The organism is Roseburia sp. AM23-20, from assembly GCF_003470905.1.
Taxonomy (GTDB): Bacteria; Bacillota; Clostridia; order Lachnospirales; family Lachnospiraceae; genus Roseburia; species Roseburia rectibacter.
Window position 1 is genome coordinate 48992 of record NZ_QRHS01000003.1, and the last position, 26176, is coordinate 75167.

At 42.9% G+C, this 26176-nt stretch carries 20 protein-coding genes; all 20 read right to left on the reverse strand.

All coding sequences use genetic code 11. From position 1 onward, the window contains the following. Positions 1 to 6 precede the first annotated feature (6 nt). The 20 genes from dnaJ to leuB all read right to left on the reverse strand — a co-directional run bounded on the left by dnaJ (position 7) and on the right by leuB (position 25996). Positions 7 to 1185 carry a molecular chaperone DnaJ gene (gene dnaJ, locus DW650_RS04370; RefSeq protein WP_118209163.1) on the reverse strand — a complete coding sequence of 393 codons (1179 nt, stop codon included), beginning with the start codon at positions 1183 to 1185 and terminating at the stop codon, positions 7 to 9. Between the two features lie 82 nt (positions 1186 to 1267). Continuing rightward, a complete protein-coding gene (gene dnaK, locus DW650_RS04375) occupies positions 1268 to 3151 on the reverse strand; it encodes a molecular chaperone DnaK (protein WP_118209164.1) in 1884 nt (627 codons plus the stop codon). Between the two features lie 35 nt (positions 3152 to 3186). Then, a complete protein-coding gene (grpE, locus tag DW650_RS04380; RefSeq protein ID WP_117919665.1) occupies positions 3187 to 3822 on the reverse strand; it encodes a nucleotide exchange factor GrpE in 636 nt (211 codons plus the stop codon). A 15-nt stretch (positions 3823 to 3837) separates the two neighbouring features. Then, positions 3838 to 4938: a heat-inducible transcriptional repressor HrcA gene (gene hrcA / locus DW650_RS04385; protein WP_117919663.1), complete on the reverse strand. Its 1101-nt coding sequence runs from the start codon at positions 4936 to 4938 to the stop codon at positions 3838 to 3840. A gap of 138 nt (positions 4939 to 5076) precedes the next feature. Further along, positions 5077 to 6123 (reverse strand): acyltransferase family protein, encoded by a 1047-nt coding sequence (locus DW650_RS04390; RefSeq protein ID WP_243102853.1) that lies wholly within the window; start codon positions 6121 to 6123, stop codon positions 5077 to 5079. A 1-nt stretch (position 6124) separates the two neighbouring features. After that, on the reverse strand, positions 6125 to 8881 hold the full coding sequence (locus DW650_RS04395; RefSeq protein ID WP_118209165.1) for a YfhO family protein: 2757 nt from the start codon (positions 8879 to 8881) through the stop codon (positions 6125 to 6127). 72 nt (positions 8882 to 8953) lie between these two features. After that, positions 8954 to 10351, reverse strand: a complete 1398-nt coding sequence (locus DW650_RS04400; RefSeq protein ID WP_118209166.1) for a glycine--tRNA ligase — start codon at positions 10349 to 10351, stop codon at positions 8954 to 8956. 53 nt (positions 10352 to 10404) lie between these two features. Further along, entirely contained in the window at positions 10405 to 11142 is a 738-nt protein-coding gene (locus DW650_RS04405) for a hypothetical protein (RefSeq protein WP_118209167.1), read from the reverse strand. Between the two features lie 66 nt (positions 11143 to 11208). Next, positions 11209 to 11973, reverse strand: coding sequence for a DNA repair protein RecO (gene recO / locus DW650_RS04410; protein WP_118209168.1), 765 nt, complete (start codon positions 11971 to 11973; stop codon positions 11209 to 11211). Further along, positions 11912 to 12091, reverse strand: coding sequence for a hypothetical protein (locus tag DW650_RS19490; RefSeq protein WP_147345377.1), 180 nt, complete (start codon positions 12089 to 12091; stop codon positions 11912 to 11914). Before DW650_RS19490 ends, recO begins: the two co-directional genes overlap by 62 nt. Before the next feature lie 84 nt (positions 12092 to 12175). Then, positions 12176 to 13084 (reverse strand): GTPase Era, encoded by a 909-nt coding sequence (gene era, locus DW650_RS04415; RefSeq protein WP_006856999.1) that lies wholly within the window; start codon positions 13082 to 13084, stop codon positions 12176 to 12178. 18 nt (positions 13085 to 13102) lie between these two features. Then, positions 13103 to 16033: an insulinase family protein gene (locus DW650_RS04420; RefSeq protein WP_118209169.1), complete on the reverse strand. Its 2931-nt coding sequence runs from the start codon at positions 16031 to 16033 to the stop codon at positions 13103 to 13105. A gap of 252 nt (positions 16034 to 16285) precedes the next feature. Further along, positions 16286 to 16489 carry a cold-shock protein gene (locus DW650_RS04425; protein WP_006856998.1) on the reverse strand — a complete coding sequence of 68 codons (204 nt, stop codon included), beginning with the start codon at positions 16487 to 16489 and terminating at the stop codon, positions 16286 to 16288. Positions 16490 to 16670: 181 nt separating this feature from the next. Continuing rightward, positions 16671 to 17585 (reverse strand): mechanosensitive ion channel family protein, encoded by a 915-nt coding sequence (locus DW650_RS04430; RefSeq protein WP_118209170.1) that lies wholly within the window; start codon positions 17583 to 17585, stop codon positions 16671 to 16673. 155 nt (positions 17586 to 17740) lie between these two features. Then, positions 17741 to 18991 carry a DUF1015 domain-containing protein gene (locus DW650_RS04435; RefSeq protein ID WP_118209171.1) on the reverse strand — a complete coding sequence of 417 codons (1251 nt, stop codon included), beginning with the start codon at positions 18989 to 18991 and terminating at the stop codon, positions 17741 to 17743. Positions 18992 to 19123: 132 nt separating this feature from the next. Beyond that, entirely contained in the window at positions 19124 to 20287 is a 1164-nt protein-coding gene (locus tag DW650_RS04440) for a phosphoglycerate dehydrogenase (RefSeq protein WP_118209172.1), read from the reverse strand. Next, positions 20287 to 21369 (reverse strand): 3-phosphoserine/phosphohydroxythreonine transaminase, encoded by a 1083-nt coding sequence (gene serC / locus DW650_RS04445; protein WP_015520188.1) that lies wholly within the window; start codon positions 21367 to 21369, stop codon positions 20287 to 20289. Before serC ends, DW650_RS04440 begins: the two co-directional genes overlap by 1 nt. 20 nt (positions 21370 to 21389) lie before the next feature. Further along, a complete protein-coding gene (gene ilvB, locus DW650_RS04450) occupies positions 21390 to 23078 on the reverse strand; it encodes a biosynthetic-type acetolactate synthase large subunit (RefSeq protein WP_118209173.1) in 1689 nt (562 codons plus the stop codon). A 108-nt stretch (positions 23079 to 23186) separates the two neighbouring features. Next, on the reverse strand, positions 23187 to 24863 hold the full coding sequence (gene ilvD / locus DW650_RS04455) for a dihydroxy-acid dehydratase (RefSeq protein ID WP_015520186.1): 1677 nt from the start codon (positions 24861 to 24863) through the stop codon (positions 23187 to 23189). A 32-nt stretch (positions 24864 to 24895) separates the two neighbouring features. Next, positions 24896 to 25996, reverse strand: coding sequence for a 3-isopropylmalate dehydrogenase (leuB, locus tag DW650_RS04460; protein WP_015520185.1), 1101 nt, complete (start codon positions 25994 to 25996; stop codon positions 24896 to 24898). Positions 25997 to 26176: the final 180 nt, after the last annotated feature.

Consider the following 26176-nt stretch of genomic DNA (forward strand, 5'->3'; position numbering starts at 1 on the left):
CTATTTTTAGATATCATCTAAGGATTCTTTGATCTTATCCATGAATCCCTTTTTCTTTTTCGGCTTTTCTGCTGTTCCTGCGCTCTCTGCCGACTTGTTTAAAGTATTACCTGTCGCCTCATCAAATTTACGCAGTGCCTCTTTTGCTTCTGCATTTAAAGATGTCGGAACCTGTACCACCAAAGTTACGTAATGATCACCACGCACAGCTTTATTACGAAGAGAAGGCACACCTTTTCCTTTCAGACGTATTCTCGTATCTGTCTGAGTACCTGCTTTCACTTCGTATAAAACATCACCATCCACCGTATTAATGCGAACCTCTCCGCCTAATGCCGCCTGTGCAAAGGAAATCGGTACCGTAGAATAGATATTCATATCCTGGCGCTGGAAGATCGGATGACGAGATACTACTACCTCTACTAACAGATCTCCACGCGGTCCGCCATTGATGCCAGGTTCACCTTTTTCACGGATTCTGACACTCTGTCCATTGTCAATTCCGGCAGGAATCGATACCTGAATTTTCTTTTTACTTGAAATGTATCCTGTTCCACGGCAATCAGGACATTTATCCTTGATCATCTTTCCGGAGCCGCCACAGTCCGGACAGGTCTGTACATTCTGTACTGTCCCAAAGAAAGACTGCTGGGTAAATACCACTTTACCTTTACCACCGCATTTTGTACAGGTCTCCGGTGTTGTTCCCGGTTTTGCACCTGTACCATGGCATTTCTGGCACTCATCCTTTAAGACCATCTCGATCTCTTTCTCACAGCCAAATACAGCTTCCTCAAATGTAATGCGGACGCTGGTACGCAGATTCTGACCTTTCATCGGTCCATCATTGCCACGTCTCCTTGATCCACCGCCGAAGAAATCTCCGAAAATATCCCCAAAGATATCTCCCATATCCATACCGGAAAAATCAAATCCGCCTGCTCCACCGGCACTGCCATCAAATGCCGCATGCCCAAACTGATCATACTGTTTTCTCTTCTCTGCATCACTGAGCACTGCATATGCTTCCTGCGCCTCTTTAAACTTTGCCTCCGCTTCCTTATCTCCGGGATTCATATCCGGATGATACTTTTTGGCAAGTACACGGAACGCTTTCTTGATCTCAGCATCTGTTGCCGTTTTACTCACGCCTAAGACTTCATAATAATCTCTCTTATCTGCCATAACGTTTTCCTCTCTCAAACTGCATACAGGGTTTCCGGGAAAACCCCCGGAAACCCCGTTGTATTTTTATTATTTCTGATGATTAAACTTCTTTGAAGTCTGCGTCTACGACATCATCATCTGCGGAAGATGCACCTGCCTGTGCGTTACCGCCCATGCCGCTCATATCAGGACCTGCACCAGCTGCTCCCTGTGCTGCCTGTGTCTGCTCATACATCTTTGCAAATACCTTCTGTGCACTCTCTGTCAGTTTTTCCTGAAGGGATTTCAGCTCTGTTACATCAGCTTCTGTCATTTCTTCCGGATTCTGATGTGCATCTAAGAATGATTTTACTGCATTCATATCAGCTTCTACTGCAGATTTATCAGCCGGATCAAGGTTTGCCCCAACCTGATCTAATGCCTGCTGTGTCTGGAATACGAAGGAATCAGCATCGTTTCTTGCATCGATTGCTTCTTTTCTCTTCTTATCCTGTGCTTCGAACTCTGCAGCTTCTTTTACTGCCTTATCGATCTCATCATCAGACATGTTAGAACCTGCTGTGATCGTAATATGCTGTTCTTTTCCAGTTCCTAAATCTTTTGCAGATACATTTACGATACCGTTTGCATCGATATCAAATGTAACTTCGATCTGCGGAACACCACGACGTGCTGGCGGGATACCATCCAGACGGAACTGTCCAAGGGATTTGTTATCTCTTGCAAACTGTCTCTCACCCTGTACAACGTTGATATCTACTGCTGTCTGGTTATCTGCTGCTGTTGAGAAGATCTGGCTCTTCTTTGTAGGAATTGTTGTATTTCTCTCGATCAGTCTTGTTGCGATACCACCCATTGTCTCGATGGAAAGTGAAAGTGGTGTTACATCCAGAAGTAAGATCTCACCTGCACCTGCATCTCCTGCAAGTTTACCACCCTGGATAGATGCACCGATGGCAACACACTCATCCGGGTTCAATGTCTTACTTGGCTCTTTGCCTGTCAACTGTTTTACTTTATCCTGAACAGCCGGGATACGTGTAGAACCACCAACTAATAATACCTGACCAAGATCAGCATTGGTAAGTCCTGCATCTCTCATGGCGTTCTGAACCGGAATAGCTGTTTTTTCAACGAGATCATGTGTCAGTTCGTCGAATTTTGCTCTGGTTAAGTTCATATCAAAGTGTTTCGGTCCCTCAGCAGTTGCTGTGATGAACGGAAGGTTGATATTTGTGGTTGTTGCAGAAGAAAGCTCTTTCTTTGCTTTCTCAGCAGCTTCTTTTAATCTCTGAAGAGCCATCTTATCAGTAGAAAGATCAACACCTTCTGCTTTCTTGAACTCATCGATCATCCACTGTGTGATTCTGTTATCAAAATCATCACCACCAAGATGTGTATCACCGTTTGTAGATAATACTTCGATAACACCATCGCCAATCTCAATGATAGAAACATCAAATGTACCACCACCAAGGTCGTATACCATGATCTTCTGCTCTTTCTCATTGTCAAGACCATAAGCTAAAGCTGCTGCTGTCGGCTCGTTGATGATACGTTTTACATCAAGACCTGCGATCTTACCTGCATCTTTGGTTGCCTGACGCTGGGCATCGTTGAAGTAAGCCGGAACTGTGATAACAGCCTCTGTTACTTTTTCTCCTAAGTATCCTTCTGCATCAGCTTTTAATTTCTGTAAGATCATTGCAGAAATCTGCTGTGGAGAATACTGTTTATCATCAATTGCTACTTTATAATCAGTACCCATATGTCTCTTGATAGAAGATATGGTCTTTTCTGCGTTTGTAACAGCCTGACGTTTTGCAGGCTCACCTACTAATCTCTCGCCTGTTTTTGTGAATGCAACGATAGATGGTGTTGTTCTTGCACCTTCCTGATTTGCGATAACGGTAGGTTTTCCACCTTCCATAACAGCTACACAACTGTTTGTTGTACCTAAGTCAATACCAATGATTTTACTCATAATGATTTCCTCCTCATCTAATATCTATGAAATACTTAGTTTGCTACTTTTACCATACTGTGTCTTACTACAGTATCTCTGTACATATATCCCTTCTGGAGTTCTTCTGCTACTACATTTTCTCCTAAGGTTTCATCCTCCACATGCATTACTGCGTTGTGGAAATTCGGATCAAATTCTGCACCGACTGCTTCGATCGGTGTTACACCTGCTTCCTCTAATACGGTAAGCATCTGGCGGTAGATCTTATCCATTCCGACAACAAAAGCATCTTCTTTGCTTTCTTCCGGAACAGCTGCAAGACCACGCTCGAAGTTATCAATTACCGGCAGGATCTTTTCTACGATCGTTTTGGCTCCCATATCGTACATCTGTGATTTTTCCTTTTCTGTACGCTTACGAAAATTATCGAACTCTGCCATCTGTCTTTTGACTTTGTCAGTAAGCTCTTCGATCTGCTCATCCTTTTTATCTTTTTTCTTTTTGAAAAAAGATTTCTTTTTATCTGAATCTTCAGAATCCGTATCAGCATTTTCTGCTTCTTCCGTATCTGCTGTCTCAGTTGTCTCTTCCGTGGATGTCACATTTTCATCCGTCTGGGTTTCAGAAGCATTTTCCTCTGTGGAATTCTCCATTGCTTCGTCTAATACCTCTTCATTCATCTCTGACATCTATGAACCACCTTTCTATGTCTGTTCCTTATCCTTGTTTAAAATTCCATCTAAGGAATTTTTCAAGGTTTTCAGGTTATCCATTACTTTCTCATAATCCATTCGCTTCGGTCCGACAATTCCTATCGTTCCACGAACGCCTTCGCCCAATTCATAAGTTGCTGTCACAACACTGCAGTCCTTCATGGTCTGTATCGGGCTTTCATTTCCTATATAAACCTGAATCCCTGTATTATCATCATCTAACAGGTTTTCAGTTACAAGGCTCGCTAACTGCTGTTTCTCCTCAAATGTGGAGATCAGCTCACTCGCTTTCTCCGAATCACTTAACTCCGGATATTTAAAGAAGTTGGTTGTTCCGCTTGTATAAATGCGGATGTCCTCATCCTGTCCCATCGTCTCTGCCACGGTATCAAGCACATCACTGATGATATCACTGTGAATGCCTGCCTGCTCTTTCAGCTTTGCAATGGTTCCAAGATTGATCTCCTGCAATGCAAGACCATTTAAATTCGCATTTAACAGGAAATTCAGTTTTAACATCGTCTCATTATCGATTGGTTCACTGACCGGAATAATTTTATTCTTGACCAGATTACCTTCGGTAACGATCGTTGCTAAGATCTGTTCTTCATTCATATTGGATAACTGGATGAACTTTACTTTATTCTTATGGAACGTCGGTGCTGTTACCATCGTTGCATAATTGGTATTGTTCGCCAGTATCTTTGCCACTTGCTGCAACACCTGATCCATCTTCTCCGTGTGTTCGATGACGAAACTCTTCATCTCATCGACCTCACGTTTTTTCTCTTCCATCAGATGATCCACATAAAAGCGGTATCCTTTGTCAGAAGGAATCCTGCCGGCTGAAGTATGCGGCTGTAAAATGTATCCAAGTTCTTCCAGATCTGCCATCTCATTACGGATCGTTGCAGAGCTTAAATTCAAATCGGTATACTTGGATATCGTTCGTGATCCAACCGGTTCGCCTGTCTCTAAATAGTTGCGGATGATTGCATCAAGAATTTTCGTTTTTCGTTCGTCTAACTCGAATTCCTCGTCCATTCTCTTCTCCATCTCCATACTCTGTAACTCTCTGTAAGAATCTGGCATCTGCCTTAGTTCCCAGTTACTTTTTATATCTGTTAGCACTCGTTATTGTGGAGTGCTAACATCTATGTACTTAAAATAGCACCATCATATTCTTTTGTCAACACTAATTTTTATAATTTCTGCGGTTTTATATTTTTTTTATAATTTTACGGTTTTATTCCTTTTTCTTCCTATATATATGAGGATCAATCCGATCAGAACACTGCCACTAACAACCACCAGATAACGCACCAGATGATTTCCTGCATCCAGTCCCATACTCTCCATGATCTTTTTGTACCAGAAATATACCAGCATGTGCAAAAGAAAAATCTCAGTCGAGAGTTCACGCATAATCTTTGCCATTGCCCCCCGCTTATCGCTTACCGGACAAAAAGCGGCTGCCAGAAAAAGATTTGCCGTGACAAGAGGTGTCATTAGATACATATCATGGGATGATTCGCCAATTTTCTGAGTGACGATCCACTCTTCTAACATCATGAGTGCCAGAAAAACTATCGTATGCCATCCATAATCATTTTTTCTGATCCGGTCTGCCTTTACCCGGAACAAATATCCCGTCGTCACAAACGGGAATCCAAAAAACAGGCCATTTCTTGCGGTAGCAAATACAGAAAGATACCATCTGATCTCATTTGCAGCCGGCGAAAGATCATCAAAAGCATGATGATAAGTGTTATGGCAGACTCCAGCCAGATATAATAGTACGGCAGCCACTACAATGCTTTTTACACTCCATTGAAAGTGCGTTGCAAGAAGATACAATAACAGTACCGCCACAACCGTTGCAAGAAGATACCATAGCTGTATATAAGAACCGATCAGAAAAAATCTTCTCGCCAGTTCTGACAAATTTCCGGCAGCACTTCTTTTTTTCTCCCAGAACCGGTCAATGATCGGGATCAGATATAACAGACTCCACCATACATACATCTTTATAATATGGAAAAGATATTTTTTTACCCTGCCTTTGTCCGCTATTTTTTCTCCCATAAAATATCCGGTACATACAAAAAAGAACGGCACTGCCATCCGGCAGATTACCTGCTGAAATTCGTGTGAAAATACCGGAGCAGCCTCTTCAAATGGTGGAATGTGAATGGCAACAACTAGAAATGCTGCTGCAAATTTCAGAAAATCAAGTGCCCTGTATTCATTTTTTTCCGATAGATATATCGTAGACATCTTAGATCCTTTCTTTCGTCCTGCCCTGTTCTTTTTTTCTCTTATCACCCGTTCTATATCTGAAAACAGCAATCCCGATCACCGACAGGATTCCAAGACCGCTCAAAACAGCACCCGTTTTTAAATACGGTGTACAGTAATAAAATTCGATCTGATGTATTCCCTCCGGCACATCAACTGCCATATACATCGTATCTGCCTTTAAAACATCTGCTTCCTTGCCATCAATATACGCCTGCCATCCACTGCTGTATGGGATCGTCAGACAAAGCAATTCTTCCTGATCTGTCTCAAGAGTACCGGATATCCGGTTGGTATCCATGACGACCCCTTTTAAAACATTCTGTTTCAGTTTTTTTGCCAGACTATCAACCTGCTGCATCGGCTGACATACGATCTGCATCTCATCAAACCGGTAAGTCCCCTTTTCATGAAATGTCAGTGTAATTTCATCTGCTTTTTCATCACGATAGCCGGTATTGATCAGATAATCATCCACACCACTGTAAAAATTATTCTTTCTGGTAAGGAATGTAATCATCTTTGTAATCTTTCCACAGGTCACATCAATGTGCAGACGGCTCTTCGACTGTGTTAAGGTTTTTCCTTCCTCCGAAAACCCAAGTCCCTTTAATATAAAGTATGTTTCGCTCTCCGGCATCCCCTCAAAGGAAAGTGTGACCGACGCTTTCTTTTCTGTCGCTGTAAATCCGTGGTCTGTCAGTTCCACGTTATGCATATCCGTAATCTCATAAGAAATCTCTTTATCTGTAAATTCCATTCCGGTTTCCTTCTGAGCTAATGCAGCCGGAACCTTATCATCCTCCACAATGATTCCCTGTAAAAGTGCCTGCTGTTTTTTTGTTACATCCAGCTTTTCATAGATACTCCGTGGAATTACTGTACTGCCTGCGAATCCAACCGGCAGTACGGAATCATTCTCATAGGCATCGCATTTCACTTCATACTGTCCCCCCGCGCCAAGTGTTCCACGGTTGATACAGACGTTGTAACCATATGGACGTAGACCTTTGTTTCCGGATGGCACTACATAATAACGTACCCCGGACAGCACTTCTAACATTGTACGGGCATCAAAACCGGAATAACAGAAATCTCTTGTCTGGTTGATATACATTTCCCGCTGAAACTGGTTAATATCCGGGTTTGCAAGACTGAAATAATAGGAAGTACCATTGATTCCAAGCTGCATCGCCGTGTTTTTCCACTCCTCGGACTGCAGGGACTCATAGCGGTATGTCGTATCTTTCGCATGATTTTTCACAAGGCTTCCAGCCGCATCTGTGGTCAGCATGGAAAGTGCCTCTCCCTGCGTGGCAAATTCTTCCACATAACCACCCGCCTGTGGCGCATATTCTGCCCAGCCCTGATAGATCAGTTCAAGCATCACAACCACTAACAATGCCGCTTTAAAAACAAATTTTTCTTTCGTCTTTTTCCCGGTTCCGACAATGAGGACTAACAGCATGGAAAATAATAATAATGCCACTAATACATACTGTTTCTGATGCTTTCCAAGCACCTCCAAGCACAGGCAGATATAGGTGATTCCCGCCCAGAACAGTGCAATTTTTTTCTTAAAATGCATCTCCATCATCTGAGGATACATTTTTACCGCGATAAAAGACACAAGCATGGAGTATGCCCACATGTAACGGTTTACCACATAACTTCCACCATTCAACATTTTTCCCGCAAATGGGAACAACAGTAACAGCGTCATAAGTACAAATCCGGCACGCAGTCCCCTGTTTTTTCTTCGCCCAAGAAGAAGCAGCAACACTGCCAAAAGAACGATTCCCGTATATCCCAGTTCACTCCAGTAAGTGGAACCTCCGATCAGGAATCCATAAAATAATTTCCGATAATAAGATAACGGATAAAGCAATGAAAACGTATGCTGTGCTCCTGCCCTTCCTGTAGATAATGTCATGGCAACAACCGGAAGCAGAATAATAGAAACAGATGACAGCGTTACAAACGAGTATGCCGCAAAACGCCATACCCAGTACCATACCGTCTTAAAAACCGGTTTTCCAAACAGCATCAGGTAACGAAGCAGTGCATAAATGACAACAAAGACACAGATCATGTATGTAAAATAAAAGCTGCTGACTGTTGCCACCGCAAGCATACCCATATACAACCAGGGCTTTTGTTTTTTATAAATTTTATCCACACCAATCAGGATCAACGGCAGATAAATCATCGGATTTAAAAAATACGGATGACGCACCGCAATGATAACCCAGAAGCAGAAATCATATACCATTGCCCCAAGCAGCGTAGAATAAGGTTTCTGTCCGTGATACCTGCAATATGCAGAAAATGCCAGTCCGGCAAAATAAATCCTTACCAGAACCATCGCATTGTAAAAAAGTTCCATATACTTTTCATCCGGCACAAACACCGATAAAAGATTGAGTGGATCACCGATCACATAATAATGAAGCGTCGTCAGCACATCTGAGCCAAGTCCGATATGCATGTCCCACAGCGGAACCGAAAGCCTGTGTTCTGTAATAAGCGTATCTATGATCGATAAAAGCCACGAACGATAATAAAGCAGCGCATTAAAATGCTGTTGCAGGCCATCCGGAACCCATATAAAACTTTTTTTATTTATGATAAATACGGAGAATACCGCCCCCGCAATGATTGTAAAACATATGGTATATGCCAGAGCAAACCAGACTTTTTTACTGACATTACCATCTTTATTCCGTAGGAATCTCATTTTTTAATTTCTCCCATAGAAAAAGACCAAAGCACATTGTCTCTGGTCTTTCTCCTGATCATATCTTTTCTTTTACCAGTTGAACTTCTCTGCGAAATAAGCATCCAGATCCTCGATCTTAATACGCTCCTGCTCCATGGTATCACGGTCACGAACCGTTACGGCACCGTCATTTTCAGACTCGAAATCGTAGGTTACACAGAACGGAGTACCGATCTCATCCAGTCTTCTGTAACGCTTTCCGATATTTCCTCTGTCATCAAATTCACAGTTATATTTGTGTGAAAGCTGCGCGAATACTTTCTCAGCACCTTCATTTAACTTCTTGGATAATGGAAGTACACCGATCTTAACAGGTGCTAAAGCCGGATGGAAATGAAGAACCGTTCTCATATCCGGTTTTTCCTCTGTTCCGATATTTTCCTCGTCATAAGCAGCACATAAAAATGCTAAAACAACACGGTCTGCTCCAAGTGAAGGCTCAATAACATATGGAAGATATCTCTCATTCTTCTCATCATCAAAGTAAGTAAGATCCTGACCGGAAGTCTCCTGATGACGTCCAAGGTCATAATCGGTTCTGTCAGCAATACCCCAGAGTTCGCCCCATCCGAATGGGAATAAGAACTCGATATCCGTTGTTCCCTTGCTGTAGAATGCAAGCTCAGCCGGATCATGGTCACGCAGACGCATCTCATCCTCTTTGATTCCAAGGGAGATCAGCCAGTCACGGCAGAAACCTCTCCAGTACTGGAACCACTCTAAATCAGTACCCGGCTCACAGAAGAACTCAAGCTCCATCTGCTCAAACTCTCTGGTACGGAATGTAAAGTTACCCGGTGTGATCTCATTACGGAAAGATTTTCCGACCTGTCCGATACCAAACGGAATCTTTTTACGGGATGTTCTCTGTACATTCTTAAAGTTTACGAAAATACCCTGTGCTGTCTCAGGTCTTAAGTATACGGTATTCTTTGCATCCTCAGTAACACCCTGGAATGTCTTAAACATCAGGTTAAACTGACGGATATCTGTGAAGTTGTGTTTGCCGCAGGTTGGACATGGAACCTGATTTTCCTCGATGAAATCACGCATCTCTTCCTGTGTCCATCCGTCTACGGAGCTCTTTAACTCGATTTTTTTCTCCTCTGCAAAATCCTCGATGATCTTGTCTGCACGGAAACGCTCATGACATTCTTTACAATCCATCAGAGGATCTGAAAATCCGCCAAGATGTCCGGATGCAACCCAGGTCTGCGGGTTCATTAAAATGGCACAGTCCACACCTACATTGTATGGATTCTCCTGAATAAATTTCTGCCACCATGCTCTTTTTACGTTGTTCTTTAACTCAACGCCGAGATTACCATAATCCCATGTATTTGCAAGACCACCGTAAATCTCAGATCCCGGATATACGAAACCTCTTGATTTTGCCAGTGCTACGATTTTGTCCATTGATTTTTCCATAAATAATTCCTCACCTTTCTATAAAATGGCAGTGGACTGCCTCTTTTGTATGTTTACTTATAAATAATGTATGTGTAGACATCTGTTTCAAATGCCCCATCATCTTTTACATAGGCTGTGTCATCATTGACATCCGTGTCAGATATCTCTGTTGAACCGCCAACATTCTCTGTTCCGCCAGAAGCATTTTCATCTGAAACATTATCACTGTTTAAACTGTAACCATCCCGTATGGAAACACTGTCTGCCCCGGTCAGCTTTACATTTTCTGTGGAAACATAACAGATCGTTCCATCTACTTTGACATCTCTGTTTGCCTTGATGATGACTGCTTTTAAATCATCCCCGGAATAAATTTCTTCCTTCGTCGCTGTTCCGGTCACCTTTCCATCTTCTACACTGACAAAATCTGTGTTGAAATCATATCCTGCTGCCAGTGCCTTAACAACCTTGCCCTCATAGAGTTCAATGCCATTAAATCCTGTATAATCTTCCGGTGTTTTATATTTCATCTTAAGTGTTGCCGTACTATCTTTCACAGAAAGTCCTTCCAGTTTTACCGTATTCTTTCCATGTTCTTCCGTATAAGCAGAAACAGCATCTGTCACATAATCCTTTAGTTCTGTCTCATCATAATAATCTTTATCCAGTGTCTCAACATCTACTGTGAGTACGGTTCCGTTTTTCTGTACATATACCGTATCCGTATCTGCATTCAGAGATTTTCCACATCCAGCCAGCATCGAAATGCCAATCAGTACGCCAATACCTGCCATACATGCTTTTCTCATTTTTACAAGTCTCCATTCGTCTTACATATCCAATGTTTTACATTATACTATTTCCGATTCCCGATTTCAACCAGTAAATAGTCCCTCTAACATTTTAAGAGACTGAAATGTGTGATCCAGATAAACTGCACGATAACTTTTCATAATTGCAAGCAGCTGCCTTAACACACTGTCACTGACAGAAAAAGTATATAATTTTTCCACCCTTGCTGAAATGATATACTGCATCGTATAAAGAGTTGATTCATTCAGGAAAAACCTGCCGCTTTCCTCCGTGGACGCCTCTTTTTTTTCACAGGGATCACAGACACAGCCACCCCGTTTTGTTACAAACCAGTTCAGTTCTTCTTTTTTTCCACATTTCAGACAGGCAAATACATTCGGTGCTTCACCGTTTACCGACATTGCCTTTAACTCAAAAATAAAACGGACCAGTCTCTTATCATATGCACTGCTTGTCAATGCCCGAAGTGACTGATAAAGCAGCTTTAACATCTCGCGTTCATCATTGTTTTCCTGACAGTAATAATCGGCAAATTCCAGAAAATAACATCCATAATATGTAGCTTCAAGTTCTTCCTGAACTTCCCTGAAATAGTTCTGAATGGAAGCCCTCACCACCGTATAGGAGCTTCGCCCCTCAAACATTTCAAATTCACCAAAGGAAAAGGGGGTTGCCGCAGCAACAAGTGCACTGTTTGGTCTTCTTGCACCTTTTGCAAATGCGGTGATCTTGCCCCTTTCCTTCGTCAGCAGTGTGATTCTTCTGTCATAATCGCCAATCGGCATTACCTTTAAGACCATCCCGGTCACTACGATATTCTGTCCCATCCGGTCTGTTTTCCCATCCTCTCCCTGTGGTATCAAAGCTGCCTTTATGCGACTCTTTGTATTTTAAATAATCGGTTACTCTTCCTGTTGTCATAAAATTGCTCCAGGCTTCATCCATAATCTCATCCTCCCATCATCCATCACTTGATAATGTTAGGATTTCCTCAGACAGCTTCCCTTATACCAGCAAAAAAATGGTAAGTCAGATCTCGTCCTTATTATAGCCAAAGTTCTTCATCATGGAATCGCTGTCACGCCAATCTTTTTTGACCTTTACCCAGAGTTTTAAATTGACCTGCTCCTCTAACAGACGTTCAATCTCATAGCGCGCGTTTGAACCGATCTTTTTTAACATGGCTCCGCCTTTTCCGATCACAATACCCTTATGGGAATCTCTCTCACAGACAATCGTTGCCTCAATGTCCATGATATTTTGTCCTTTCCGCTGTTTCATGCGGTCAATGCAGACTGCGATTCCATGCGGTATCTCATCATCTAATGCATGAAGTGCTTTTTCACGGATGATCTCCGCAACGATCGCACGCTCCGGCTGGTCTGTGATCGTATCTTCATCATAAAACTGCGGTCCATACGGCAGATATTTAAAGATCATATCCAATACGGTATCAAGATTCTGTGCACGCAGTGCGGATGCCGGAACGATCTCGGCAAAATCGTATACCTTGCGGTAAGTATCGATAAATTCCAATATCTTATCCCGGCTCACCGTATCTACCTTATTAATAACAAGGATCACCGGTGTTTTTGTCTTCTTTAACTGCTCGATGATATGCTGCTCGCCTGCTCCGATAAAGTTTGAAGGTTCCACTAACCAGAGGATCACATCTACTTCATTTAATGTGTGCTCCGCGGTGTTTACCATATATTCGCCCAGCTTATTTTTTGCCTTGTGGATTCCCGGTGTATCCAAAAATACGATCTGCCCACGCTCCATATCCGTATAGACTGTCTGGATACGGTTTCTGGTTGTCTGCGGTTTATTTGATGTGATTGCGATCTTCTGTCCGATCAGATGGTTCATCAACGTTGATTTTCCAACATTTGGTCTGCCGATAATTGTGACAAATCCTGATTTAAAATTTTCTTTCATTTGTACTCCATTCCAAAATCATTCATATAAATTTTTCAACTGCATAAACATATCACTCTGACTCTTTAAGTTTTCTTCATTTCCGATGACACAGATATTTTTCTCATCCAATACGGATGCGATCAGATCCTTTAAGGCACGGATATCATCTTCTGTTGCACCGATCACCTGATCACGCTCTTTCTGGATATCCGCAAAATCCAGTCCCTGTAAATATGCGGTCATGGAACGCGCTCCCTTCGCACTCGGATTCATCGGCGTATCCATATCGCTGATCGTACCGATAATGTATTTTGTCATCTCACGCTCGTCCGCCTTAAAATCAGCCAGATACTGTGGAATGCCATCATAGATCTCATCTGTTTTCTTTAAGTTCGGATCACGGTAAGATACAAAATAAGTATCTCCATTTCGCATATAGCTGTTCATGCATCCATAGGCACCGCCTTTGACACGGACGTTGATCCAGAGATAATCATATCCCATAATGACTTTCAAAATACGCAGTGCCCCGTGATATGAAAATCCGTGACGCGCATAGTTGCCGGCTCTTGCCACATACTGTACCTGCGATGCATCCATAAATCCCTCATTTTTCTTTTCCAGATGAACCTTTGGCAGCATCCGCTCTTTTACAGTCTCTTTTGACACATACAGATTCTTTAACAGAAAGGCAATCTGTTCTTCCACCGCCTGATAATCAGCCTCTTCACAGACAACACTGACTAACATACGTTCCGGCACAAATATCATCTGTACCAGCCGCATAAGCCTTGCGATCAGTTCGTCCTTTTTCTCATCGAAATGTTCATCTAAATCGGAAACCAGCTCATAGAACGAAATACCTGCTGTTGCTTCCTGATAATATGCCGCTCTTGAAAAATAAGACAATGCACGCATGGATGCCACCGAGTGACCGGAACCGTCAAATGCCGCCTCGATCCTGGAACGCAGCTGGGCTATGATCTCACGCAGACGCTTTTCATCGGAAATCTTTGTTGTCATTAAGATCTCGCGTAAAAGATCCATTGCCTGAGGCAGTTCTGATGCCAGTGTTTTCACACGCAGTTCAAACATAAACTGCATGTCATCCTGCTTTTTCACATGCGGATATACACCGGTACTTGCGGATATCCCTCCGGTATGAATGTTGATCTCATTTGCCAGCTCTGAAAATCCATACCGCTCTGTGTCCATATATCCAAGAATGTATTTCAGTATTCCAACATATGGAAGATCCTTTATCTCCATATCACGGATATCAAAAAGGATGCGCAGATAATCGATGCCATTTGAAAACATCTCATGATGCACGATCGTCGTGTCACCACATTTCTTTATCTTATTATAAAGTGGTGCTGCTTCGCGCTTCATGTCTTCGCGTTTTAACATCGGGATCTTTTCTAAATCTTCTTTTGGTGATGATTCTTCCTGATACTGTTTTAAATGCTTTGTATCTTCGATGAGCTGTTTTATCTCATCTTTATTCAGGCTTTCCTTATATGCAGCAAGTTTCTCTGCCAGTGCCTCATCGCGTTTTGCATTTAATCCTCGTTCCGGTTCGATCACAACGACCGATGCATGTGGATTATGAATCAGATACTTGTCGATCAGTGCCTCAAAATATCCTGTTTCAACCTGCTCCCGTAGAAAACGGTAGGTATCTAATGCTTCCACATGCATAAACGGCTGCCTGTCATCATAAAGCCAGCTGTCTAAACACTGGATACCGTATAAAAGTCCCTTCGGGAACTGCCCAAAATCAGCCTCGCGATAACGGAACTCCGATGCACTGATTCCTGCAAGCAGCGCTTTCCTATCCACTCCGTCTTTTACCTGATGTTTTAAAACGTTCTGTATCGTCTCAAGGAATTTTTCTTTATCTGTGCTGTTTGCATTTTTGGCAATAATGGAAAATACCGGCTGCATGGTACTGCTGTCATAACCACCAACGATATCTTTTCCGATCCCCGCATCGATCAGTGCCTGTTTTAACGGTGCCCCCGGTGCACCAAGCAATGCATAATCCAGAACATCAAATGCCAGATAAAGTTTCTTATCTAAAATATCTCCTACGACCAGATTATAGGAAAGATACGTGTTATCTTCCTCTGGTTCTGCAGAAGAAATCGGGTATTTCTTTGTGATCTCCACCGGTTTTTCGAATGTTTTCTGTGCCTTTACGGCAGAATCAAGTTCAATCTCTTCATAATGGCTTAAATATTCCTCATCCATCCAGCGAAGTTTTTCTGCCACATCCATATTTCCATACAGATAAATATATGAATTGCACGGATGATAATATCTTCTGTGAAAATCAAGGTAATCCTCATATGTCAGATCCGGGATGTGTTCCGGATCTCCACCGGACTCATTGCTGTATGTGGTATCCGGGAACAGGGAATTTAAAATTTCCCGCTGCAGCACATCATCTGCAGACGAAAAAGCTCCCTTCATCTCATTATATACAACACCATTGATGGTGACCGGTGCATCTTCGCTCTCAAGCTCATAATGCCAGCCTTCCTGTTTGAAAATCTCCTGATGTTTATAGATATTTGGATGAAATACGGCATCCATGTAAACACTCATCAGGTTCTGAAAATCTATGTCATTGCAGCTTGCCACAGGATAGATCGTTTTCTCAGGATACGTGATCGCATTTAAAAATGTATTCAAAGATCCCTTGACCAGCTCCACAAAAGGATCTTTGACCGGGTATTTATCAGACCCACACAATACTGTGTGTTCTATGATATGTGGTACACCTGTAGAATCCTCTGCCGGCGTACGGAACCCGATATAAAATACCTTGTTATCATCATCATTTGAAATTACCGCAACTCTTGCACCGCTTTTTTTATGACGTAAAATAAACCCTTCGGATTTCAAATCACGCAAAGGGCACTGTTCTAAAATCTCGTATGCTTCCAAATCAGTCAGTTTCATCATCATCCTCCAAAATATGATCTTATGTCTAGTATATTATGTGCAAAAACAGCACATAATCCAATTCGCCGTTCGTCAATCAAGCAAGCATGTTGACTCACTTGCGCTCATTATATCATGCGCAAAAGCAGCACATGATCGTGATCTACACTCGCTTCGCTCGGCAGTCTTATTATATCATATTTTACACAACTTAAAAAGGGAATGTAATATTTACACTCCCTTTTTTGGTACTTATGGAATAATCCGCTATTATGCGATACGGCTTACATTGGCAGCCTGAGGTCCCTTTTCTCCCTCAGTAACCTCGAACTCTACACGCTCGCCGTCTTTTAACTCCTTAAATCCATCCATGTTCAGTGCGGAAAAATGTACGAATACATCATTCCCCTGCTCGTCCGAAATAAATCCGTAACCCTTTTTGGCATTAAACCACTTTACAGTTCCCTGCTGCATAACTCTTTCAAGACCTCCTAATACATGCAAAACTTTTGTTTCTTCCACATCGGAATATTCCGTGTGTACTGTGCTGTCCAAACGATGAAATTTATAACAACACCATGAGTCGAATTTAGCATATATTACTTATTTTGTCAATCTTATTTTATAATTATTGTGAAATATGCACATTTTGCAGTTACTGTTTTATCTGCACATCCATCTGCGGATATGGAATGGAAATATTGTGACTGTCAAGCGCATACTTGATATTCTCTGTCAGGCGCCACCTTGCAGACCAGTAGTCCTCTGTTTTTACCCAGATACGCACACCCATATTTACTGACGAATCTCCAAGTTCATCCACAAATACAAGAATCTCTTCTTCCGGCAGTCTTGCCTCCTCCGCTTCTGCAACAGAATACAACACTTCTTTTGCAGTTCTGATATCCGCTTCATATGCAATACCTACTACCAGATCCACACGGCGTTTTTCCATGGTGGAAACATTTGTGATGCTGCTGTTAGAGAGTGTACCATTTGGTACCATGACCACTTTGTTATCAATGGTGAGCAGTTTTGTATAGAAAATGGAGATCTCTGTTACCGTACCCTCTTTCCCGCCGGAATGTTCTATAATGTAATCTCCGACACGGAAAGGTTTTAACAGTAAGATCAGCACACCACCCGCAAAATTTGAAAGGCTGCCCTGCAGTGCCAGACCAACTGCCACACCAGCTGATCCAAGTACCGCCACAGCAGATGTAGTTGCGATCCCAAACAGTCCCATAATAATAAAGATCAATACCAGATACAGTGCATATTTGATCAACGGTAATACAAACTGTCTGACACCTGTATCAACATCCCTGCGTTCCATGGACTTACGGAACATTTTTATGATCAGACCGATAATCTTGCTTCCAACAATATAAATGATAATCGCAACTACGACCTGAAACGCAAAGTTCAAAAGATCCGGTATCAGTCCCTGCAGCCAGGTGCCGACAATTCCCGGATTTTTTGCAACTTCCTGCAGGTTTTCCTGTGCCTGGTTTAACATTTCGACGGTCTCGGTTGCATTAGCGATTCCTTCTACATTTTCTGCCAGCATATATGGCTCCCTTCGTTTTTATTCGAATTTGAATTTTAAAAAAATCATCTTTAGGCTATGAATGTTGTGAACCTGGCACAGATTCACAACTTCCTCAGTTCTTTATAAGTTTTCAAAATTCCATTTCTCATTTTGTCCTGCTCTAAGGAATTTCCTTATTCTAAGGAATGAATGAACAGACCGCTGCGGAGTTTTGGTTCAAACCAGGTAGATTTTGGCGGCATGAGTTTTCCGGCATCTGCGACAGAAAAAAGCTCTGTGATGGAAGTCGGATACATGGCAAATGCGACGGAGCAGTCCTCCCCGCATCGTCTGACAAGTTCGTCCATACCGCGGATTCCTCCTACAAAGTCGATTCTTCCATCTGTTTTCGGATCTCCGATGCCGAGTACCGGATGAAGCAGAAGGTCTTGTAACATTGATACATCCAAACTTTTTACCGGATCATCTGCCACTGCGGCAAGATCGTCCTCCCGGAACTTACAAAGGAACCAGTGTCCTTCCATATACATGGTAAAGCTGCCTTTTTTCTGTGGTTTTTTTTCTTCCTGATCTGTGATCTCTGTCACGTCAAAACGTTTTTTTATTTCCTTGTAAAAGCTCTGAAAAGAATATCCGTTTAAATCTTTCACTACACGGTTATAATCCATAATCATAAGCTGGTCATCCGGGAATAATACAGACAGGAAATAATTAAATTCTTCCGTTCCATCGTAACCCGGATGTTCTTCTCTTCGTTTTAAACCAACCTTTACAGCCGAGGCTGCACGGTGATGACCATCTGCGATATAGATATCTGCCATGTTTTCAAATGCCTGTGAGATTGCTGCAATTTTATCATCGTCACTGATCACAAACACACGGTGTCTGATTCCATCCTCCGATGTAAAGTCATACTCTGCCTCTCCTGCTTTGACTTTCTCCACGATCTCATTGATCACCGGATTCGAGCGGTATGCTAAAAAGATAGGTCCGGTCTGCGCATTACAGGCATCCACATGATGAATACGGTCTGCTTCCTTTTCTGCCCTGGTGTTCTCATGCTTTTTGATGACGCCATTTAAATAATCATCGATCGATGCACACGCCGTAATCCCTGTCTGTGTGCGTCCATTCATCGTAAGTTCATAAATATAGTAACATTTTTTCTGATCGCGGATAAAAGAACCATCCTCTACCATCCCCCACAACAGATCATGTGCTCTCTGATACACCTTTTCATCATACATATCCACAGAAAGCGGATAGCCTGTCTCCGCACGATCAATCTTTAAAAAAGATTCCGGATTTTTCTCCACTTCCACAGTTGCTTCTTTTCTGTTATAAACATCATAAGGGAGGGCAGCGATCTTAGCTGCCTTCCCTTTTTCTGGTCTGATGCTCATAAACGGTCTGATATCTGCCATTTTTGCTGCACCTCATCTTATTCTTCTGAATTAAGTTACCATTTTCCTTAAAGTTCTTTCCTATGCCGATCTAGGAAACAATAGAATGTACCTTTCTTAAACACTCTATTGTCACAAATCACCGTCAGATTTCTAGCAGATCTTGCGAACTTTTAAGACACCCTCTGTATTCTTTAATTTTTCAAGTACATCCTCCGGAACAGAAGTGTCTAAATCCAAAAGCGCATATGCATAATCGCCTTTTGATTTGTTTGCCATTCCGTCAATATTGATTCCTGCATCACCAAGGATCGTTGTATATAAACTTAACATACCTTTGACATTGCGGTGTAAGATTCCGATACGTCCTGCAGTTGTGCATGCCCCCATGCTGCAGTCCGGGAAATTTACAGAATGGACAATATTACCATTTTCTAAGTAATCACGGATCTCACGCACTGCCATAATCGCACAGTTATCTTCTGACTCTGCTGTGGAAGCTCCAAGGTGAGGTGTTACGATACAGCCCTTTGCACCAACAGTCGTTGTGTTCGGGAAATCAGATACATATTTGTGTACTTTTCCTGCTGCAAGTGCATCCACCATTGCTTCTTCATCCACAAGCAGATCTCTTGCAAAATTTAATATGATCGCAGATGGTTTCATCATAGCAATTGCGTCTGCACTGATCATTTTTTTCGTAGAATCCAGAAGCGGCACATGGATCGTGATGTAGTCACACTCACGGTAGATATCTTCTACGTTGCTGATGTGCTTAACACTTCTTGATAAGTTCCATGCTGCTGCAACAGAGATATACGGATCATATCCATATACTTCCATTCCCATATGGATTGCTGCATTGGCAACTAACACACCGATCGCACCAAGACCGATGACACCTAATTTCTTTCCGGAAATTTCGGTTCCTGCAAAGTTCTTTTTCTGCTTCTCAGCTGTCTTTGCGATATTTTCATCGTTCTGGTTCTCTAAACACCATTCGATACCGCCTACGATATCACGGGATGCGTAAAGCATACCTGCAAATACAAGCTCTTTTACACCATTGGCATTTGCACCAGGTGTATTGAATACGACGATACCCTTTTCTGCACATTTATCAAGTGGAATATTGTTAACTCCGGCTCCTGCTCTTGCAACTGCCTCTAAAGTATCCGGCAGTTCCAAATCATGCATTGCAGCACTTCTGACTAAAGCAGCCTGTGCATCTTTTAATTCATCTACTTTCTCATACTGATCTGAAAACAGATCCAGACCGACTGATGCGATCGGATTTAAGCAGTTATACTTAAACATTATGCATTCTCCTCCTCAAACTTCTTCATGAACTCTACTAATTTTTCAACGCCCTCTTTTGGCATCGCATTGTAGATAGATGCTCTCATACCGCCAACAGTACGATGTCCTTTTAAGTTTACAAATCCGGCTTCGGTTGCTTCTTTTACGAATTTTGCATCCAGATCGGCATCTCCGGTTACGAATGGAACGTTCATCAGGGAACGGTCCTCCGGTACAACAGTTCCTTTGAATAATTTGCTCTGATCTAAGAAATCGTAAAGGATCTTTGCTTTTTCTTCATTACGCTCTTTCATGACAGAAAGTCCGCCCATCTTCTTTAACCATTTGAATACTTTTCCGCAGATATAAATGCCGTAGCATGGCGGTGTATTGTAAAGAGAATCTGCATCTGCATGTGTTTTGTATTTTAACATGGTAGGTGTTCCCGGTAAGGTATCCTCTGTGATCAGATCCTCACGGATAATTACGATAACTACACCGGCAGGTCCGACATTCTTCTGAACACCGCCATAGATCACACCATATTTGGTAACATCTACAGGCTCTGATAAGAAGCAGGAAGATACATCAGCTACTAATGTATGTCCTTTTGTATTCGGGAGTTTTTTGTATTTGGTTCCATAAATTGTGTTGTTCTCACAAATATATACATAATCAAGATCATCCGGAATATCAAGATCGGAGCAGTCCGGTATGTAAGAAAATGTCTTATCCTCGGAAGATGCAAGTTTGATTGCCTCACCGTAAATGGATGCTTCCTGATATGCTTTCTTTGCCCACTGACCTGTTACGATATAACCTGCTTTTTTATTTTTCATCAGGTTCATCGGGATCATGGCAAACTGCTGGGATGCTCCACCCTGTAAAAACAGGACTTTGTAATTATCCGGAATATTCATCAGGTCTCTTAAATCCTGCTCTGCCTCTTTGATGATATTGTCATATACTTTGGAACGGTGGCTCATCTCCATAACGGACATTCCGCTTCCTTTGTAATCTAACATTTCATCTGCTGCCTCTTTTAATACTTCCTCCGGTAATACAGCCGGTCCTGCAGAAAAATTATACACTCTGCTCATCTTAAACTTCCTCCTCTGATTTATGATTGTTGTTTTTTTGCTAAGTCTTCACCGGTAAATGAAGAACTGATTGCCTCTCCCGGTGCAACCATCGGCCACACCTTGTCATCACAGTTGATGATACAATCAATTAAAACCGGTACTTCTGATTCAAGTGCTTCCTTAAAAGCCTCTTTGAACTCTTCCTGGCTGGTCACGCGATATCCTTTCGCCCCCATCGCCTCTGCTAATTTTACAAAATCCACACCGTCGTCAAGAACAGTTGCGGAATAACGTTTTTCATAGAAAAGATCCTGCCACTGGCGAACCATTCCAAGTACATGATTGTTGACGATTACTTCTATCAACGGCAGCTTTTCGCGTGCTGCAGTTGCGATTTCATTCATGTTCATCCTGAAACAGCCGTCACCTGCAATATTGATCACCTGTTTATCCGGATTGCCGATCTGTGCGCCGATTGCAGCTCCAAGTCCATAACCCATCGTTCCGAGTCCGCCGGATGATAAAAAGGTACGCGGGTTTTTGTATTTGTAATACTGTGCTGCCCACATCTGATGCTGTCCGACTTCTGTCACGATAACTGCATCTCCCTTTGTCGCACGGTAGATCTCCTCCATCAGATATGGACCACTGAGTCCCTCTTTCGGATAAGTGAGCGGATATTTTTTTTTCAAATCCATGATCTCCCCGATCCATTCCGGATGACTCTGTGCATCTAATTTTTCATTGACACGGATCAGAATTTCTTTTAAATCCCCGATCACACTGGCATCCACCTGAATATTTTTATTGATTTCTGCCGCATCCACATCAAACTGTAAAATTTTTGCCTGTGATGCAAATTTCTTAGCATTTCCAAGAACACGGTCTGAGAAACGGACACCAACTGCGATCAGAAGATCACACTCACTGACACCAAGGTTGGATGTCTTTGTTCCGTGCATGCCGAGCATTCCGGTATAGAAATCATCCGTTCCATTAAATGCACCTTTTCCCATCAGTGTATCGCAGACCGGAGCGTTTACTTTTTCTACAAATTTCTTTAATTCTTCCGATGCACCGGAGATCACTGCACCGCCACCGACAAAAATATATGGTTTCTTTGCCGCTTTGATCATGGAAACTGCAGTGTCAACATCTTCCTCACTGATTGTATCTGTAATCCTTGCGATCGGTTTTGGTTTCACCGAAGTATATTCCGTCTTTGCCGCTGTGATATCTTTCGGGATATCCACTAAAACCGGACCCGGGCGTCCCGTCTGTGCGATCTTAAATGCACGTCTGATCGTATCAGCAAGTTTTGTTACATCCTTTACAATAAAGTTATGCTTTGTGATCGGCATTGTGATTCCCGCAATATCGATCTCCTGAAAACTGTCTTTTCCAAGAAGTGGTACGGTAACGTTGCAGGTGATCGCAACGACCGGAACCGAATCCATATAAGCGGTTGCGATTCCTGTTACAAGGTTCGTTGCACCCGGACCTGACGTTGCAAAGCACACACCGACTTTTCCGGTACTTCGCGCATATCCGTCCGCTGCATGGGATGCTCCCTGCTCATGGGAAGTTAATACATGACGGATTTCTCCCTGATGTTTATATAATTCATCATATACATTTAAAATGGCACCGCCCGGATAACCAAAAACTGTATCGACGCCCTGTTCTTTCAGACATTCGATCACGATCTGGGCACCTGTTAACTGCATATTATTCCTCCATTCCATTTTACTGCCATTCATATTCTGTCTTTTCAACGATTCCACATTTTCTGCTGTAAATTTAGCATATTTATCTATGGCAGTATCTGTATTTTTTTATTTCTGCTCTTCCGGCAGTGCTAAGATTGCGCCTCTGTTTCCAGAAGTTACTAATGAAGCGTAGCGTTTCAGATAACCTGTTGTAACTTTCGGTTCTCTCGGCTGCCATTTTGCTTTTCTCGCTGCCATCTCCTCATCAGATACTGCAATCTCCAACTTCATCTCCGGGATGTTAATACGGATGATATCTCCCTCTTCCACAAGTGCGATCGGTCCGCCGACTGCTGCCTCCGGTGACACATGTCCGATGGAAGCTCCACGGCTTGCGCCGGAAAAACGTCCGTCTGTGATCAATGCTACGGATGAGCCAAGTCCCATACCTGCGATCGCTGAAGTTGGATTTAACATTTCACGCATACCAGGTCCACCTTTTGGTCCCTCGTAACGGATCACAACCACGTCACCGGCAACGATCTTACCGCCTTTGATCGCAGCAATCGCATCTTCCTCACAGTCAAATACTCTCGCCGGTCCCTCATGCACCATCATCTCATCACAGACTGCGGAACGTTTTACAACGCTTCCGTCCGGTGCAAGATTTCCTTTTAATACAGCAAGACCACCTGTTTTACTGTATGGATTATCGACTGGTCTGATGACTTCCGGATTCTTATTTACCGCATTGGCAATGTTTTCGCCGACTGTCTTTCCTGTCACAGTCATGCAATCTGTATTCAGTAAACCAATGTCTGCAAGTTCTTTCATAACGGCATAGACACCGCCTGCCTCGTTTAAGTCCTCCATATAAGTAGGACCTGCCGGAGCAAGATGGCAGAGGTTCGGTGTTTTTTCACTGATCGGGTTTGCAAATGCGATATCAAAATCGAATCCGATCTCATGTGCGATCGCCGGAAGATGCAACATACTGTTCGTAGAACAGCCTAATGCCATATCTACCGTCAATGCATTTAAAATGGCATCTTTTGTCATGATATCCCTTGGACGGATATTCTTGCGGTACATATCCATAACTGCCATACCTGCATGTTTTGCAAGTTTGATTCTCTCAGAGTAGACAGCCGGGATCGTTCCGTTTCCACGAAGTCCCATGCCGAGTGCCTCTGTCAGACAGTTCATGGAATTTGCTGTGTACATACCGGAGCAGGAGCCACAGGTCGGACATACTTTTTCTTCGTATTCTCTCACATCATCCTCCGTCATGGTTCCTGCTGCATAGGAGCCTACTGCCTCGAACATAGAAGATAAACTTCTCTTTTTGCCCTGAACGTGTCCGGCAAGCATCGGTCCGCCGGATACAAATACGGTCGGAACATTGATACGTGCTGCTGCCATTAAAAGTCCAGGAACATTTTTATCACAGTTTGGCACCATGACAAGTGCATCAAACTGATGTGCAAGTGCCATACACTCGGTGGAATCTGCGATCAGATCCCTGGTTACAAGGGAATACTTCATTCCGATATGCCCCATCGCGATTCCGTCACAGACTGCGATCGCCGGAAATACAACCGGTACTCCGCCCGCTTCTGCAACGCCTAATTTTACTGCATTTACGATTTTATCAAGATTCATATGGCCCGGTACAATCTCATTGTAGGAGCTTACGATACCGACCATCGGTTTGTTCATTTCTTCTTCCGTGAAGCCTAATGCATTAAAAAGACTTCTGTGAGGTGCCTGCTGCATCCCTTTTTTTACATTATCGCTTTTCATGTTAAATCAAATCTCCCATTCTAATATCTATATTAAATTCGTTCGCAGATCAGATCTCCCATCTGTGCGGTGCCGACCTGTGTCACTGCGTTTCGTTTATCTTCTTCCTGCGGCATGATGTCGATGGTGCGGTAACCGTCTTTCAACACCTGTTTTACGGCTGCCTCGATGGCATCTGCCTCTTTGTCAAGGTCAAAGGTATAGCGGAGCATCATTGCTGCGCTTAAGATCGTCGCGATCGGGTTTGCGATACCTTTTCCTGCGATATCCGGTGCTGAACCGCCGCTCGGCTCATAGAGACCGAACTTCGTGTCGTTTAAGCTGGCGCTTGACAACATTCCGATGGAACCTGTTACCATGCTCGCCTCATCGGATAAGATATCACCAAACATATTTTCCGTTAAAATAACATCAAACTGTTTCGGATCTTTGACTAACTGCATTGCACAGTTGTCAACTAACATGTGCTCGTAGGTAACTTCCGGGTAATCCTTTGCCACTTCCTCGACCACTTTACGCCAAAGTCTTGAGGAATCCAGCACGTTTGCCTTGTCCACGCTCGTCACTTTTTTGCGGCGTTTCATGGCAATGTCAAATCCTCTCTTTGCGATCCTGCGGATCTCTGTCTCGCTGTATGTCAGGGTATCTGTCGCAGTCATCACACCGTCAACTTCCTCGGTTTTTCGCGCACCGAAGTATAATCCTCCGGTCAGCTCACGCATGATCATCATATCAAATCCATCCCCAATAATATCATCGCGGAGCGGACATGCCTCTTTTAATTCTTCATATAAGTAAGCCGGTCTTAAATTTGCAAATAAATTCAGAGACTTTCTTAATTTTAATAATCCTGCCTCCGGTCTCAATTCCGGTGCTAATTTATACCACGGAGAGGTCGCTGTATTACCGCCGATGGAACCCATAAGCACTGCATCGGACGCTTTTGCTGCTGCGATTGCCTCATCTGTTAACGGCACGCCTGTCGCATCAATCGAACAGCCGCCCATCAAAATCGCTTCATATAGAAAACTGTGACCATACTTTGTTCCGATCTTGTCTAATACTTTTTTTGCCTCTGCCACGATCTCCGGTCCGATTCCGTCACCGGAAATCACGCCAATCTTACATTCCATGCTCTAATCCCTCTTTCTTTTCCCCTGTCAGATATGTGTAACTGATTTTTCGGCTGCCAGAAAGTATCCTGCTTTTCTGCACCATAGAATGCATACTCTGTGAACCTCCTGCTTTGTTATGAATAAAAAGAAAATCAGCGGCTGCTGTGTGCCCGCACTTTATCACATTACTAACAGACA

Bases quoted from the DNA above. Each gene is read 5' to 3' on its own strand.
- dnaJ (WP_118209163.1), bottom strand. From the start codon at position 1,185: ATGGCAGATAAGAGAGATTATTATGAAGTCTTAGGCGTGAGTAAAACG.
- dnaK (WP_118209164.1), bottom strand. From the start codon at position 3,151: ATGAGTAAAATCATTGGTATTGACTTAGGTACAACAAACAGTTGTGTA.
- grpE (WP_117919665.1), bottom strand. From the start codon at position 3,822: ATGTCAGAGATGAATGAAGAGGTATTAGACGAAGCAATGGAGAATTCC.
- hrcA (WP_117919663.1), bottom strand. From the start codon at position 4,938: ATGCCAGATTCTTACAGAGAGTTACAGAGTATGGAGATGGAGAAGAGA.
- DW650_RS04390 (WP_243102853.1), bottom strand. From the start codon at position 6,123: ATGTCTACGATATATCTATCGGAAAAAAATGAATACAGGGCACTTGAT.
- DW650_RS04395 (WP_118209165.1), bottom strand. From the start codon at position 8,881: ATGAGATTCCTACGGAATAAAGATGGTAATGTCAGTAAAAAAGTCTGG.
- DW650_RS04400 (WP_118209166.1), bottom strand. From the start codon at position 10,351: ATGGAAAAATCAATGGACAAAATCGTAGCACTGGCAAAATCAAGAGGT.
- DW650_RS04405 (WP_118209167.1), bottom strand. From the start codon at position 11,142: ATGAGAAAAGCATGTATGGCAGGTATTGGCGTACTGATTGGCATTTCG.
- recO (WP_118209168.1), bottom strand. From the start codon at position 11,973: ATGGGACAGAATATCGTAGTGACCGGGATGGTCTTAAAGGTAATGCCG.
- DW650_RS19490 (WP_147345377.1), bottom strand. From the start codon at position 12,091: ATGGATGAAGCCTGGAGCAATTTTATGACAACAGGAAGAGTAACCGAT.
- era (WP_006856999.1), bottom strand. From the start codon at position 13,084: ATGAAAGAAAATTTTAAATCAGGATTTGTCACAATTATCGGCAGACCA.
- DW650_RS04420 (WP_118209169.1), bottom strand. From the start codon at position 16,033: ATGAAACTGACTGATTTGGAAGCATACGAGATTTTAGAACAGTGCCCT.
- DW650_RS04425 (WP_006856998.1), bottom strand. From the start codon at position 16,489: ATGCAGCAGGGAACTGTAAAGTGGTTTAATGCCAAAAAGGGTTACGGA.
- DW650_RS04430 (WP_118209170.1), bottom strand. From the start codon at position 17,585: ATGCTGGCAGAAAATGTAGAAGGAATCGCTAATGCAACCGAGACCGTC.
- DW650_RS04435 (WP_118209171.1), bottom strand. From the start codon at position 18,991: ATGGCAGATATCAGACCGTTTATGAGCATCAGACCAGAAAAAGGGAAG.
- DW650_RS04440 (WP_118209172.1), bottom strand. From the start codon at position 20,287: ATGTTTAAGTATAACTGCTTAAATCCGATCGCATCAGTCGGTCTGGAT.
- serC (WP_015520188.1), bottom strand. From the start codon at position 21,369: ATGAGCAGAGTGTATAATTTTTCTGCAGGACCGGCTGTATTACCGGAG.
- ilvB (WP_118209173.1), bottom strand. From the start codon at position 23,078: ATGCAGTTAACAGGTGCCCAGATCGTGATCGAATGTCTGAAAGAACAG.
- ilvD (WP_015520186.1), bottom strand. From the start codon at position 24,863: ATGAAAAGCGATAATGTAAAAAAAGGGATGCAGCAGGCACCTCACAGA.
- leuB (WP_015520185.1), bottom strand. From the start codon at position 25,996: ATGGAATGTAAGATTGGCGTGATTTCCGGTGACGGAATCGGACCGGAG.